Here is a 13,582-nt window from a genome sequence, read left to right on the forward strand (position 1 = left end):
CAATGCAAAATGTATTTCAACATATAAAAGGCGATAAGCTTATCTGGGCTATCATTACCTTGTTGGCTATATTTTCATTTTTACCGGTGTACAGTGCTGCCAGTAATTTGGCTTATACCAGTGCTGTTGGTAGTACATTCAGCTTCTTTCTGAAACACTTTATGCATTTGTTTTTGGGCTTTGCCATAATGTATGGTGTACACAAAATACCTTACCGCTATTTTAAAGGCTTGTCTATTGTGATGATTCCGGTAGTAATTGGTTTGTTGATTCTTACCCTGTTACAGGGTAAAACCATTGATGGAGCAAATGCCAGCCGTTGGATTCAAATTCCGGTTGTAGGTATGTCTTTTCAAACTTCTACTTTGGCAGCTGTGGTTTTATTGGTGTATGTAGCGCGTTATCTGTCTAAAATTTCAGATCAAGCCATCACTTTTAAACAAAGTATTTTACCATTATGGTTACCGGTGTTCATCGTTTTAGCACTGATTCTTCCGGCCAATTTTTCGACAACGGCCATCATTTTTAGCATGGTGTTAATTCTCACCTTTATTGGTGGTTATCCGTTAAAATATTTGTTGGGTATTTTAGGAGTGGCAATTGTGGCCTTTGGGTTTTTTATTTTAACGGCCAAGGCATTTCCAACCTTAATGCCAAACCGGGTTGATACCTGGATGAATCGCATTCAAAATTTCTCAAATTCTGAGCCTTCCGAAGCAGATTACCAAATTGAAAAAGCAAAAATAGCCATTGCCACCGGAGGAATACAAGGTGTTGGACCCGGTAAAAGCGTTCAGAAAAACTTTCTACCACAATCGTCATCCGATTTCATTTTCGCTATCATCGTTGAGGAATACGGTCTTATTGGTGGTGTGTTTTTACTGATTATGTATTCCTGGTTGTTGTTTAGAATTGTGATTGTCTCGCAAAAGGCCGATACCGTTTTTGGAAAACTACTGGTGTTGGGCGTGGGCTTGCCAATTATATTTCAGGCATTGGTAAATATGGCAGTGGCAGTTGAGCTGTTTCCCGTAACCGGACAAACATTACCGCTCATAAGCAGTGGTGGCACATCTATATGGATGACCTGCCTGGCATTGGGTATTGTTTTAAGTGTAAGTGCTAAAAGACAAGAAATAAAAAAAGAAGTAGATCAAGAAGAAAATCCGCTGGAGATACTCAGCGAAACTATATGAGTGCAAATTATAACATTATCATTTCAGGTGGCGGCACCGGCGGACATATTTATCCGGCCCTTGCCATTGCCAACGAATTAAAAAGCAGGTATCCCAATGCCCGGTTTTTATTTGTTGGTGCCTATAACCGAATGGAAATGGAAAAGGTACCGCAAGCCGGCTATAACATCGAAGGCTTATGGATATCGGGTATTCAGCGTAAATTGAGTTTAAAAAATGTGGCGTTTCCCTTAAAACTCATTAGCAGTTTGTTAAGAGCAAGACGCATTATTAATAATTTCAAACCACATGTGGCTATTGGTACCGGAGGCTTTGCCAGCGGACCTTTATTACAGGTGGCTACTATGAAAGGCATTCCAACGCTCATTCAGGAACAAAATTCTTATCCGGGAATCACCAATAAAATATTGGGTAAAAAGGTGAATTGTATTTGCGTTGCATACGACGGCTTAGAACGGTTTTTCCCTAAAGGAAAGATTGTCAAAACCGGGAATCCGGTACGTAAAGATTTATTGAGTATTTCGGGTAAATCCATCACCGGAAAAGATTTTTTCAAGCTAAAACACAACAATTATACCTTACTGGTGTTAGGTGGAAGTCTGGGAGCGCGACGCATTAACCAGCTTATTGAATCTCAGTTACCGTTGTTTGCGTCTCAAAAAGTTCAGTTGATTTGGCAATGTGGTAAACTGTATTACGAGCAATACAAACAATATCATGACGGCATCAACATTCAGGTCATGCCTTTTATAGATAGAATGGATATGGCTTATGCTGCGGCCGATGTTATCATTTCTCGTGCCGGTGCCAGTTCGGTGTCAGAATTGTGCATTGTTGGAAAGCCTGTTATCTTTATTCCTTCGCCCAATGTAGCCGAAGATCATCAAACCAAAAACGCTCTCGCGGTTTCAGAGAAACAAGCAGCGATTCTTATAAAAGAACAAGATTTAGATCAACAATTTAGCGACCGGTTTACACAGTTGCTCAGCTCGTCATCATTAAGAGAACAATTAAGCACCAATATCAAAGCGTTGGCAATGCCCAATGCTACGAGTGATATAGTTAAACAAGTTGAAAAATTATTAAAAGCCTCATGAATATCAACCGCTTCACACATATCTATTTTATTGGCATTGGCGGTATAGGCATGAGTGCGCTGGCACGTTATTTTATGGCTGGTAAAACAGCAGTTGCCGGTTATGATAAAACCAAATCTGAAATTACAGAGCAATTACAGGTGCTTGGGGCCATTGTAAATTTTGAAGATAAGTTAGAGGCCATTCCGGAGCATTACAAAAATTCAGAAAAAACACTGGTGGTTTACACACCGGCGATTCCGCAAAATCACACCCAGCTCAACTTTTTTAAATCTAATAATTTTAAGGTATTAAAGCGCGCTGAGTTATTAGGTGATGTTACAAAAAGCACCTTTTGTCTGGCTGTTGCCGGTACCCACGGTAAAACTACAACATCGGCGATTTTAGGGCATTTGCTCTACAGTTGCAACGTACCCTTAACAGCATTTCTGGGTGGTATTAGCGTTAATTACAATTCAAATCTTATTGTTAACGGAACGGAAGTGTCGGTTGTAGAAGCCGATGAATTTGATCGTTCATTTTTAAAATTGAGTCCTGATTTTGCCTGCATCACATCAATGGATGCCGATCATTTGGATATTTATGGAGAAGCATCCGAAATAAAAGAGGCCTTTGTAGCGTTTTCAAAGTGCATTAAACCCAACGGAAAACTCTTTGTTAAAAACGGCTTACCATTAAAAGGCATCACCTACGGTATAGAAGACAATGCCGATTATTCGGCACAAAATATAAGAATAGAAAACGGTCATTATGTGTTTGATGTAAAAACACCTAAAGGCATACTTAAAGATTTTAAATTTAACCTACCCGGTAGACACAATCTGTCGAATGCATTAATAGCCCTGGCGATGGCTGTGGAGTATGGTTGCCCTCACCAACAGCTCGCCAAGGCATTGGCATCTTTTATGGGTGTGAAACGTAGATTTTCGTATCACATAAAAGAAGACAATTTGGTTTACATTGACGATTATGCGCATCATCCCGAGGAAATTAAAGCAGTTCTACAGGCTGTTAGAGAACTGTATCCGGGTAAATTTATCACGGTAATTTTTCAGCCTCATCTCTACAGTCGTACAAGAGATTTCGCCGATGATTTTGCAAAAGCCCTGAGTGGTTTTGACAATGTTATTTTATTGGATATATATCCTGCCAGAGAGCTACCAATTAACGGAGTGACTTCGCAATGGCTGTTAGACAAAGTAGAGAACAAGAATAAAGCGCTGTTAAGTAAAACCGAATTATTACAAGTATTAAAGCAAAACAAAGCACAGGTAGTTTTAAGCCTGGGAGCGGGCGATATTGGCGAAGAAGTTTATAACATCAAGCAAACATTAAAATATGCAGGTTAAATTAAGACATATTAAATTGCCTTTTCTTGCCATTGCTGTGGCTGGATTGTTTGCTTTTAGTAACACTAAAAACGCAAAGCGTGAAGTTTCAAATTTAAACGTTGTTTTTAAAGGCGATCAAACCATGTTCCTCACGACCGAGAATGTTAGTAAATTGTTAATACAAAATCAACAAGGTGTTATAAATAAGCCTAAAGAAATTATAGATTTGAACCGTTTGGAATCTGCCCTGAATACCAACCAAATTATCAAAGATGCTCAGGTTTATTTGTCGGTTGATGGTGTGTTAACAGCTGAAATCGAGCAAAAAAGGCCTATTGCGCGTGTAAGTACCAATGCATCGTATTATATTGATGAACAAGGTACTTATATGCCGTTAAGTTCTAATTATACTGCCAGAGTGCCGCTGGTTACAGGAGTTGTTAACAAAAGTAACATTTCTCATGTCGCACCGCTGGCCAGAAAGGTTGATGGTGATGAGTTTTTAAAATCGCATGTTATAGAAATGATTTTTCATGAAGATCAAACATTCGATTTAAGGCTTAGAAATAACAACTTAAAAGTGCATATTGGGACTTTAAGCCAGTTAGATAAAAAGATTAATAATCTAAAGGCATTTTATCAAAAGGCTGCAAAAGACAGTTCTTTGGCAACCTACAAAATGGTAAATTTAAAATTTGATAATCAGGTGATTTGTACAAAAAAATAAAACATGGATACTAATAAAATTGCAGTTGGTTTAGACATTGGTACCACAAAAATTGTGGCTATGGTTGGCCGTAAAAATGAATACGGCAAGGTTGAAATTCTTGGCATTGGTAAAGCCAAAAGTTTGGGTGTACATCGTGGTGTGGTCAACAACATCACGCAAACCATTCAATCTATACAGCAGGCTGTTCAAGAAGCCGAGGCGGCTTCGGGGCATAAGATTGAGTCGGTTACAGTTGGTATTGCAGGCCAGCACATTCGCAGCTTGCAGCACAGCGATTATATTACCAGAGCCAATTCAGAATTGGTTATTGACGAAGAAGATATAGATCGCTTAATCAATCAGGTGCACAAGCTGGTCATGCTTCCCGGTGAAGAAATTATCCATGTATTGCCACAGGAGTATAAGGTTGACGGACAAGCCGAAATTAAAGAACCCATCGGGATGTATGGTGGCAGACTCGAGGCCAATTTTCACGTAGTGGTTGGTCAGGTGTCATCAATAAGAAACATTGCCCGTTGTGTACAAAGCGCTGGACTGCAATTAGAGGGTATCACTTTAGAACCTCTGGCTTCGGCCGATGCGGTGTTGAGTCGTGAAGAAAAAGAAGCCGGTGTTGCATTGATTGATATTGGTGGTGGTACCACCGATTTGGCTGTTTTTAAAGACGGTATCATTCGTCATACTGCGGTTATTCCTTTTGGCGGCAATGTCATTACAGAAGATATCAAGGAAGGCTGCTCAATTATAGAAAAACAAGCCGAATTGCTTAAAATTAAATTCGGCTCGGCATGGCCCGGAGAAAATCGCGATAATGAAATTGTTTCAATTCCCGGACTACGTGGTCGTGAACCGAAAGAAATTACCCTCAAAAATCTTTCAAAAATCATACATGCCAGAGTTGAAGAAATAGTTGAACAAGTGTATGTAGAAATCAAGAATTACGGACACGAAGAGCAGAAGAAGAAACTAATTGCAGGTATTGTTCTAACCGGAGGCGGCAGTCAGTTAACGCACCTAAAGCAACTGGTGGAATACATCACCGGTATGGATACCAGAATTGGTTATCCAAATGAGCACTTGGCAGGTGATAGCGACACCGAAGTAGCCAGTCCGTTATACGCCACTGCGGTTGGTTTGGTAATGGACGGACTTAAACGTCAGCAACGCAAACAGGCCGAAATAAAGCAGACTGAATTAGAACAGGCAAAAACAGAAGTTGAGGAACAAGAGCCTGTTTCAATTCAAAAACAACGCGTGAGTTTTTTAGATAAAATTACTGAGCGTGTTAAAGAATTTTTAGACAACGCAGAATAATTAATCCATAATAAAACCCAAAAAAGAACCTATCAATATGAGCACTAACGATTTTGGAAATATAGCATTCGATTTACCAAAAAATCAATCAAACGTCATTAAAGTAATTGGTGTTGGCGGTGGTGGCAGCAATGCCATTAACCACATGTTTCAACAAGGTATTAAAGGCGTAGATTTTGTAATTTGTAACACCGATTCTCAGGCGCTGCAAAACAGCGGTGTCCCTAATAAAATTCAATTAGGTGTCAACCTTACCGAAGGTCTTGGCGCAGGCGCTAATCCTGAAATTGGAGAACGCGCAGCAGTTGAAAGTCTTGAAGATATTAGACGCATGCTCGACACCAATACCAAGATGGTATTTATCACCGCCGGAATGGGTGGTGGTACCGGAACAGGTGCGGCACCCGTAATTGCAAAGATGGCCAAAGAAATGGATATCTTAACGGTGGGTATCGTTACCATTCCGTTTCAGTTTGAGGGTAAAATGCGAAATGAACAGGCGCAACAAGGTATTGAAAAGCTGAGAAAGCACGTCGATTCCCTTATCGTTATCAACAATAATAAGCTTAGAGAAGTTTACGGTAATCTTGGATTTAAAGCCGGCTTCTCAAAAGCCGATGAAGTATTGTCTACTGCGTCGCGTGGCATTGCCGAAGTTATTACGCACCACTATACACAAAACATCGATTTACGCGATGCCAAGACAGTGTTGAGCAACAGTGGCACTGCCATCATGGGTTCGGCTGAAGCCTCAGGTAATACGCGCGCTCAGGAAGCCATTATGAAAGCGCTCGATTCGCCATTATTAAACGATAACAAGATTAGCGGTGCTAAAAACGTATTGCTTTTAATTGTTTCAGGTTCGCAAGAAATTACCATTGACGAGATAGGCGAGATTAACGACCATATTCAGAATGAAGCCGGCCAGTGCGCCAATATCATTATGGGTGTTGGTGAAGACGAGTCTTTGGGCGAATCTATTGCTGTGACAATCATTGCTACCGGTTTTAACGCCGATCAACAAAACGAAATATCAAATACTGAAGCCAAAAAGGTAGTGCATTCGCTTGAAGAAGAAAACGAGGCAGACTTTGGTGTTAAAGATTCAGAACCGGCAATTTTTACCCCAGATGTGGTGTTAGAGAAAACCCCTGATGTGGTAGTGCACACTTTAGATTTAGATGAGGTGGATGAAGGGCTAGATTTAATTCCAACGACAGAGTTTTTAAGAAATATCAATGTGTCGTACGAAGAAGTTATTGATAAAAAACCTGAGCAACCCAAGTTTATTATTAATGAAGTTAAAAAGGAAACACCTGTAATTGATACCCCTAAGGAAGAAGAGCAAATCACCCTTACTTTCGATTTGCCTTTAACACCAAAGAAGGAAAACACACCTAAGGAACCTGAAAATGAAGATAAGGTGATGTTTACGTTAGACGAAGATTACAAAGATTTAGATGTTAACAGTTATATTGAAATAGTTACTGTAACCGAAGCCAATGAAGCAGGCGAGAAGCGTTATGTGCTTGAAGATTTGCATGAAGATGAAGCCGAAACAAAGGTTCAAAAGAAACAACCTGCTGTAGAAGAACCCGTTTTTGAAAAGAAAGTTATAAAACTTGAAGAGGATACTGCCGAAGCAGCGCAGGAAATAGACCCACTTACGTCACCCATATCAGAATTGTTGAAAGAACGTGCCAATGAGCGCAGACGTAAAATGAAAGACTTTAATTACAAATTCAGCAATGCAAAAATTGATGAAATAGAACGCGAACCCGCATATAAAAGACAAGGTGTGAATCTTGATGAATCATCGCATTCATCCGAAACAATTACTTCAAGACTGTCTGTTGGCACTGACGACAACGACGATATTCAACTAAGAAGTAACAATTCATTTTTACACGACAACGTAGATTAATAGCAAATTGAGTTGAGTGTTTCACACTTGTATCAAACCCGGAAGGTATTACAGCTTTTCGGGTTTTTGATTTTTAAATACCAAATCAAATGGTATAAAATCTCAAATTCTTATTATCTTCGCAGTCCTATTTAAAATAAGAAGATATGAGTTTGCAGGAGAAAGTAATGGACGCCATGAAATCGGCCATGAAAGACAAAGATCAAACAGCTTTGGCTGCTTTACGCGCCATCAAATCTGAAATCTTATTGGCACAAACCTCCGGTTCGGATGCGACGATGACCGACGCGGATGAAATTAAAATTTTATCAAAGCTTGTTAAACAGCGCAAAGACAGTGCTGCCATTTACGCAGAGCAAAACCGACCCGATTTGGCAGAGCCTGAACTGGCTCAAGCTGAAGTTATCAGTAAGTTTTTACCTGAGCAATTAAGTGAAGAGGAAATTAGCAACGCCATCGACGCCATTATTAGTCAAACCGGTGCATCGGGCATGAAAGATATGGGTAAGGTGATGGGAATGGCATCTAGCCAGCTTGCCGGTAAGGCAGATGGGAAGACTATTTCTATGATAGTGAAAGGAAAATTAAGTTAGTTTAGAAAATAGATTAATGAGATACCTGCTTTCGCAGGTATATGGCCGCGTGGCGCAACTGAATAGCGCATCAGATTTCGGCTCTGAGGGTTGGGGGTTTGAATCCCTCCGCGGTCACAATAAAAATACCTAAACACTTTTATATTAAGTGTTTAGGTATTTTTATTTTTCATGTGTGTCATTTATTGTGTCACATATTATTGTCCTTATTTAACCATTTAATGCCTTTTATTATTATCATCACTACTAAGCTCACAATTAAAATAACTAAATTAATAATCAATCCAATTGTGTTAAAGGCTCCTTTGTAATCAACTGGCCTATTCTTGCTTTCTGCATTTTTAAAAGCTCTGTACCAATGCTCAGCCTCTTGGTCATATCTGGCTAAAGTTGTTGAACTATAGTCATTTGGTCTCCATTTAAAATCTTGTCTTTGTCCTTGTGTCGCCATAATTAATATATTTATATGGCAAAAATAACAAATTGTAAACTAATGTTTGCAATTTGTTATAAAAATGTTATCTTTGATTAAATAAATTATTAGTCATGAAAAATTCTACAATGCAAATCGCTCAAACCATTTTAAACCAAATCAAATATTTGGATAGAAGTGCTCTTATGGCATGGGGAGCTCAGAGTTTTTGCGCTTTATCTGAAAATGAGGTTAGAGCTGGCGGTTTAAGCTTTCGAGTTAATGGTATAACTCATAAAGGTTGGGTAACGATTGAACTAGACTGGTTGGATACCTATAACGTTATATTCACCAATAGAAATCGTAACGTTGTTAAAAGTTTTGAAGGAGTATATTGTGACCAACTAGTCGACATTATTGATTATATAGAGGGGAAACACGCAGCATAAATGAGAAAATATGTAGCATATTACAGAGTCTCAACTCAAAAGCAGGGAAATTCTGGGCTTGGTCTACAAGCTCAGAAAAATGCAGTTGCTTACCAAATTAAAAGCAACGACCAATTAATTGCCGAATTTACCGAAGTAGAAACTGGAACGAGAAAAAAGAAAAGAGTTGAAATCTACAAGGCTATAGAGCTGGCAAGGGCTAATAAGGCAGTCTTAATAGTTGCTAAATTAGATAGACTAGCCAGAGATGTAGAATTTACCTCAGCTCTTTATAACAGTGGGGTCGAATTCCTTTGTTGCGATAATCCGACAGCAAATAAACTCACAATTCAGCTCCTTTCGGTTATTGCAGAACATGAAGCTGAGGTAATCTCTAAAAGAATCAAGGAAGCTCTTAAAGTCAAAAAAGAAAAAATAAAAAAGGGTATTTATACCAATAAAGATGGTTCTACCATGACACCTATTGATGGTGAAGTCCGCTTGGGAAACCCTAATGGCTTTGGTGAATATCAAAAACTTGGGGTGAAAAAAATAAAAGATAACGCTAGAAAAAATAAAAATAATATCCAAGCTATGGATATTATTTGTTCTGCTCGCAAGGAAGGTATGACCTTTCAAGCTATTGCCGATAAGTTGAATAAATTACAGTATACAACTAGGCGTGGTAAGCAATTTAATCCTATTCAAGTACAAAGGCTGTATAGGCGATGTGAAGATTAAAACTAAACTAATTTCAAGAGTTAATACATGTAAAATATCGTAAAATTTCTCAAAATGAGGAATTCCGTAAAAATACTTCTAAAGTTTAGGATATTTTTGAAAATATAAAAACTAATATCATGTATAAAATTAATCTAACTAGCGCATTTTTAATTATCCTATTTATTTTTCAATCGTGTTCTAATGATGATTCATCCTCTGATGACTCTTATTTTTTAAGAGTTAGAGTTCAAAATAACAACCTCTCAGAGAATAACAATGTTGGCATAGCTAGTAGCCCAGTAGAAGAATGTTCATCCAACGATGAGACCTTAGCTTTTGCAAATATTGCTTTTATTGAAACATCAACGTATGGCATATCTGCTTTTTTAGCACATTATGAATTCTCATCAGAGTTTGATGAAAACGCCATTCTTTCATCAAGAGTAATTGATTCTGATTTATTTTATGATTTTGATAGTTGCTTTGATGTTTTTGATTTTTATTTAGACTTTTCTTATAATGAAAACTTTTTGGAGGTTGACAATTCAAGTAGTAACGTAAATAATATTACTAACATCGAGTTTATCGCTGAAAATAGTCAAGAGGCGATATATGCTATTTCAGGAAATTTCTCAGTTACTTTCAGGGATATTGATAATTCACCAATAGTATTAACTGGTGAATATAGATTCCCAGTTTATGTCCTGAATTGATTCTGTTTATATTTTGATGCGTTATAATAACACACCTATAATTGATGAAATTAAGTTAATAATTGGTTCAATTTTAAGCATAACCTATTTTGATTTTCAAGTGAATAAGTAGATTCCGTTTCTGTGATTTTTTAAAAATTTCCTTTTTGTTAAACTAACAAAATATCAAACTAAAATAAAGATAAGTTGCAAATTGCATTAATAAATATTTAGTCAAAAAGAACAAATAAAATCAATTTTAATATTTACAGTTGTAGTGATTGGATTTCCTAAATATTCTTTTTTTAAAACAACACGTGAATATATAGACCAAGAACATGGTAGTAGATTAGTTGTCGAATCAATAGACAATACCAATTCAATAATCTTATTTTTTATACCATCAATATTATTCATATATTTATTAGTTAATTGATTAAAACATAATTTAATTTTAGAAGGTGTAAATATTATTTTATTATGGCTGGAAAAGATTTAAGAACTGAAGTTGAAGTATATTCCAAAATTTACGGTGAAATTTTAGTTGGAATACATAATGACTTAATTGATTATAAAAATAAGGTTAATGATTATTCAAATAAGTCTACTGTTATTTTAAGCAAATGCACTGAGCTGTTGAATCATTCTGAAAATTTAAAAATTAATATTCTTGAAACTTTTGAGAAAATTGAAAAGTCTGAATTAAATATTAATAATCAACTTAGAGAAACGAAAGAAGAAATAAATGAGTATCAAGTTTATTTAAAAAATTATAAGGTTGACCTCGAAAATAAGCTAACTTCTTTAAATAAATCCAGTGAAGATTTTAACAAAGGTATTGAATCTATTAAAAAGTTAAATATCGAAATCGGTAACATAAAAAACACAATTGAATCGTTAGATAAGAAACTAACAACTACGGTATCTTCTTTAAATCAAGCAGAGCAATCAATTAAATCGTTAGATAAAAAACTAACAACAACTATATCTTCATTAAATCAAGCAGATAAAAAAATTCAAACACTCGAAAAATATCAGAAAGCCTTTATAATTATTTTAAGTTTATTTTTAATTTCACTAATAATTAATTTTTTGAGATGAATTCGTTAGGTGACCTTTATAAGAAATATAAGCATAATGATGTAAATAAGATTGATTCAATCTACGAAAAGTATATTAAAAGGAAAAGAGAATCATTGGTCGACTCTATTTTAGCCGCCACTGCTATAAGTTCAATTTTCTCAAATCAGGGAATTGATTATGAAGCTCTTACTCCACAAATGAAAGAAGCATTTAATTTAAGTTTTCCTAATAAAAATATAGAAGACTTAGAATTACTTGATTCGGAACAATTGTCTGGTATTATAAGTAATTGGAAAGGTAAACTATTTGAAATTCATGTACGCGACAAGTTAAACAGTGGAGAATTAGTTGGCGATATTCAATTAGAAACTGGACAATATGCTGAAATTGCTGGAGATTTAAATCAGCCTGGTTGGGATTTACAAATATTCAATTCTGACGGAACAATTGCAGATGCTCTACAGCTAAAAGCAACTAATTCATTAAGTTATATTAATGAGGCGTTTGAAAAATATCCAGACATTGATATAATTTCTACTTCAGAAATTTCAAGAATGAATAATGATTTAATTAACAGCGATATTTCTTTAGAAGAATTACAAACTAATTTAACCGAACCGATAAAACCTTTATTCGATAGTTTTGGCGAAGATGTTTTAGATTCTATTTTACCAGGATTACCATTTTTAATTATTACTTTGGGTGAAGGAAGAAAAGCATTTGTTGATAAACAAACTTCTGATGCAATGATTTCTAATATAGTTAACAGGAGCGTTAAAACTGGTATATCATTGGGGATTGGGTCAATTGTTGGATGGTTAACTGGTACTTGGTGGATTGGAGCAGCAGCTTCATTGGTTTCAAGAATTGCAATGTCAAGTTCATCGGACGAAATTAGTAAATTAGAATCAGAAAAATTAGCTCTGAAAATTTCCAATGAAAGGGAAAAGTTATTAGAGTACTCAACTATTTATTTAAATTAAAAGTTATTTAAATAAATTCATAATTTTTTCACATCCCAAAACGTATATACAAGTTCTTTTAGTGGAGTCAAAATTTTGGTCAAAATTTTTTTAGGTCCAACCAGTGTATATACACCTTTAAATTGATTATGCTATAAGGGAGTTTACGGGGCTGAGGTCTGAGAAAATGTAAAAAATTAGTCACACTTCACGGGCCAGTCGGACCTATCTACTCAAAAGGACCTAAAAACAGCAAGTACGGTAAAGTATAGACTTTAATTTAGGTGAGAGACTGTTACGAAATAGGACAGATAAAAAAATTAGTCGTTTTGTTCTAAATGATATATTTATATACAAAGAATAGACCATGGCTAAATTTCCAACATCAGAAAATACCGAAACCTTTATCATGAGGATTAGCCCAGAGCTAAAAGAAAAATTAAATCAACTATCAAAACGAAGTAAATATGGTGGAAGTGCGTCTTCTGCAATTCGATTATTAATTGAGGCAGCCTACAGAGCTAATTGATTAATATCTTCTATATCCTAATTTTTCTTTGATATCCGCTTCACTAAGGTTAATTAAGTCCATTATTGAGATTTCATTCTTGAACTGCGCTTCATCAAGTCTTTGATGCCAGAACGAATTATACAGTCCTTGTTTTAAACTAATATATATGGCGTGTACATCATCAATAAAATTGTGATGAACATCGTAAACATAGAACATATCAAAACGAAACTTGGCTCTCAGATATGGAATAGTGAAATTATCTCCAACTTTGGGAATAAAAGATAAATTGTGACATCTAAAAGAGGAAAACGTTTTGTCATGCCTAACCAAAAAATAAATTTCAGTTTTATTAATTTTATAATCAAAGTTTAATTCATCATCAACAATTGAATTATACATTTCGATGAGGTACTTATTCAATAGATTCCGCTTAAGACCAGTTAATTTCTCTAATTCCGTTATAGTTGGAATATGGTAGTCATCTTCATCGTATTTAAAACAAATTATAAAATCTACAATCGATTTGTATTTTTCATTATTTCCAAACCTTCCTTGAACTTGCTTTGGGATTTCAAGGAGTGAT

The 13,582-nt window shown here is 36.0% G+C and carries 15 protein-coding genes and 1 tRNA gene; 14 read left to right on the forward strand and 2 right to left on the reverse strand.

Features of this window, described 5'->3' with window-relative positions; translation table 11 throughout:
• Positions 1-2: 2 nt before the first annotated feature.
• The 8 genes from FJ651_RS14015 to FJ651_RS14050 all read left to right on the forward strand — a co-directional run bounded on the left by FJ651_RS14015 (position 3) and on the right by FJ651_RS14050 (position 8,302).
• Entirely contained in the window at positions 3-1,196 is a 1,194-nt protein-coding gene (locus FJ651_RS14015; RefSeq protein ID WP_140991184.1) for an FtsW/RodA/SpoVE family cell cycle protein, read from the forward strand.
• Positions 1,193-2,293, forward strand: coding sequence for an undecaprenyldiphospho-muramoylpentapeptide beta-N-acetylglucosaminyltransferase (gene murG, locus FJ651_RS14020; protein WP_140991185.1), 1,101 nt, complete (start codon positions 1,193-1,195; stop codon positions 2,291-2,293). The genes FJ651_RS14015 and murG overlap by 4 nt, the downstream gene beginning before the upstream one ends.
• The gene (gene murC, locus FJ651_RS14025; RefSeq protein ID WP_140991187.1) at positions 2,290-3,642 is read left to right on the forward strand and encodes a UDP-N-acetylmuramate--L-alanine ligase; all 1,353 of its coding nucleotides are present in this window, start codon (positions 2,290-2,292) and stop codon (positions 3,640-3,642) included. Before murG ends, murC begins: the two co-directional genes overlap by 4 nt.
• The gene (locus tag FJ651_RS14030; RefSeq protein WP_140991188.1) at positions 3,632-4,351 is read left to right on the forward strand and encodes a cell division protein FtsQ/DivIB; all 720 of its coding nucleotides are present in this window, start codon (positions 3,632-3,634) and stop codon (positions 4,349-4,351) included. Before murC ends, FJ651_RS14030 begins: the two co-directional genes overlap by 11 nt.
• 3 nt (positions 4,352-4,354) lie before the next feature.
• Positions 4,355-5,668, forward strand: a complete 1,314-nt coding sequence (gene ftsA, locus FJ651_RS14035; protein ID WP_140991190.1) for a cell division protein FtsA — start codon at positions 4,355-4,357, stop codon at positions 5,666-5,668.
• A 37-nt stretch (positions 5,669-5,705) separates the two neighbouring features.
• The gene (gene ftsZ / locus FJ651_RS14040; protein WP_140991191.1) at positions 5,706-7,592 is read left to right on the forward strand and encodes a cell division protein FtsZ; all 1,887 of its coding nucleotides are present in this window, start codon (positions 5,706-5,708) and stop codon (positions 7,590-7,592) included.
• A gap of 146 nt (positions 7,593-7,738) precedes the next feature.
• Positions 7,739-8,185, forward strand: a complete 447-nt coding sequence (locus FJ651_RS14045) for a GatB/YqeY domain-containing protein (protein ID WP_140991193.1) — start codon at positions 7,739-7,741, stop codon at positions 8,183-8,185.
• Between the two features lie 43 nt (positions 8,186-8,228).
• Positions 8,229-8,302, forward strand: a tRNA-Arg gene (locus FJ651_RS14050).
• A 73-nt stretch (positions 8,303-8,375) separates the two neighbouring features.
• On the opposite strand, the gene FJ651_RS14055 is transcribed toward FJ651_RS14050, so the two are convergent.
• On the reverse strand, positions 8,376-8,636 hold the full coding sequence (locus tag FJ651_RS14055; RefSeq protein ID WP_140991194.1) for a hypothetical protein: 261 nt from the start codon (positions 8,634-8,636) through the stop codon (positions 8,376-8,378).
• A 95-nt stretch (positions 8,637-8,731) separates the two neighbouring features.
• On the opposite strand from FJ651_RS14055, the gene FJ651_RS14060 reads away from it, so the two are divergent.
• The 6 genes from FJ651_RS14060 (at position 8,732) to FJ651_RS15775 (ending at position 13,014) form a co-directional block, all read left to right on the forward strand.
• A complete protein-coding gene (locus FJ651_RS14060) occupies positions 8,732-9,046 on the forward strand; it encodes a hypothetical protein (protein WP_140991196.1) in 315 nt (104 codons plus the stop codon).
• Positions 9,047-9,766, forward strand: coding sequence for a recombinase family protein (locus FJ651_RS14065; protein WP_140991198.1), 720 nt, complete (start codon positions 9,047-9,049; stop codon positions 9,764-9,766).
• Positions 9,767-9,885: 119 nt separating this feature from the next.
• Complete coding sequence (locus FJ651_RS14070) at positions 9,886-10,461, forward strand: hypothetical protein (protein WP_140991200.1); 576 nt, start codon at positions 9,886-9,888, stop codon at positions 10,459-10,461.
• A gap of 459 nt (positions 10,462-10,920) precedes the next feature.
• Positions 10,921-11,541, forward strand: coding sequence for a coiled-coil domain-containing protein (locus FJ651_RS14075; RefSeq protein ID WP_140991202.1), 621 nt, complete (start codon positions 10,921-10,923; stop codon positions 11,539-11,541).
• Positions 11,538-12,506: a hypothetical protein gene (locus FJ651_RS14080; RefSeq protein ID WP_140991204.1), complete on the forward strand. Its 969-nt coding sequence runs from the start codon at positions 11,538-11,540 to the stop codon at positions 12,504-12,506. The genes FJ651_RS14075 and FJ651_RS14080 overlap by 4 nt, the downstream gene beginning before the upstream one ends.
• Positions 12,507-12,852: 346 nt before the next feature.
• Positions 12,853-13,014 (forward strand): hypothetical protein, encoded by a 162-nt coding sequence (locus tag FJ651_RS15775; RefSeq protein ID WP_216746157.1) that lies wholly within the window; start codon positions 12,853-12,855, stop codon positions 13,012-13,014.
• On the opposite strand, the gene FJ651_RS14085 is transcribed toward FJ651_RS15775, so the two are convergent.
• Positions 13,015-13,419: a hypothetical protein gene (locus FJ651_RS14085; protein ID WP_140991206.1), complete on the reverse strand. Its 405-nt coding sequence runs from the start codon at positions 13,417-13,419 to the stop codon at positions 13,015-13,017.
• Between the last annotated feature and the right edge of the window lie 163 nt (positions 13,420-13,582).

The organism is Paucihalobacter ruber (assembly GCF_006494535.1).
In the GTDB taxonomy this organism is placed as follows: Bacteria; Bacteroidota; Bacteroidia; order Flavobacteriales; family Flavobacteriaceae; genus Paucihalobacter; species Paucihalobacter ruber.

Bases quoted from the DNA above. Each gene is read 5' to 3' on its own strand.
- FJ651_RS14015 (WP_140991184.1), top strand. From the start codon at position 3: ATGCAAAATGTATTTCAACATATAAAAGGCGATAAGCTTATCTGGGCT.
- murG (WP_140991185.1), top strand. From the start codon at position 1,193: ATGAGTGCAAATTATAACATTATCATTTCAGGTGGCGGCACCGGCGGA.
- murC (WP_140991187.1), top strand. From the start codon at position 2,290: ATGAATATCAACCGCTTCACACATATCTATTTTATTGGCATTGGCGGT.
- FJ651_RS14030 (WP_140991188.1), top strand. From the start codon at position 3,632: ATGCAGGTTAAATTAAGACATATTAAATTGCCTTTTCTTGCCATTGCT.
- ftsA (WP_140991190.1), top strand. From the start codon at position 4,355: ATGGATACTAATAAAATTGCAGTTGGTTTAGACATTGGTACCACAAAA.
- ftsZ (WP_140991191.1), top strand. From the start codon at position 5,706: ATGAGCACTAACGATTTTGGAAATATAGCATTCGATTTACCAAAAAAT.
- FJ651_RS14045 (WP_140991193.1), top strand. From the start codon at position 7,739: ATGAGTTTGCAGGAGAAAGTAATGGACGCCATGAAATCGGCCATGAAA.
- FJ651_RS14055 (WP_140991194.1), bottom strand. From the start codon at position 8,636: ATGGCGACACAAGGACAAAGACAAGATTTTAAATGGAGACCAAATGAC.
- FJ651_RS14060 (WP_140991196.1), top strand. From the start codon at position 8,732: ATGAAAAATTCTACAATGCAAATCGCTCAAACCATTTTAAACCAAATC.
- FJ651_RS14065 (WP_140991198.1), top strand. From the start codon at position 9,047: ATGAGAAAATATGTAGCATATTACAGAGTCTCAACTCAAAAGCAGGGA.
- FJ651_RS14070 (WP_140991200.1), top strand. From the start codon at position 9,886: ATGTATAAAATTAATCTAACTAGCGCATTTTTAATTATCCTATTTATT.
- FJ651_RS14075 (WP_140991202.1), top strand. From the start codon at position 10,921: ATGGCTGGAAAAGATTTAAGAACTGAAGTTGAAGTATATTCCAAAATT.
- FJ651_RS14080 (WP_140991204.1), top strand. From the start codon at position 11,538: ATGAATTCGTTAGGTGACCTTTATAAGAAATATAAGCATAATGATGTA.
- FJ651_RS15775 (WP_216746157.1), top strand. From the start codon at position 12,853: ATGGCTAAATTTCCAACATCAGAAAATACCGAAACCTTTATCATGAGG.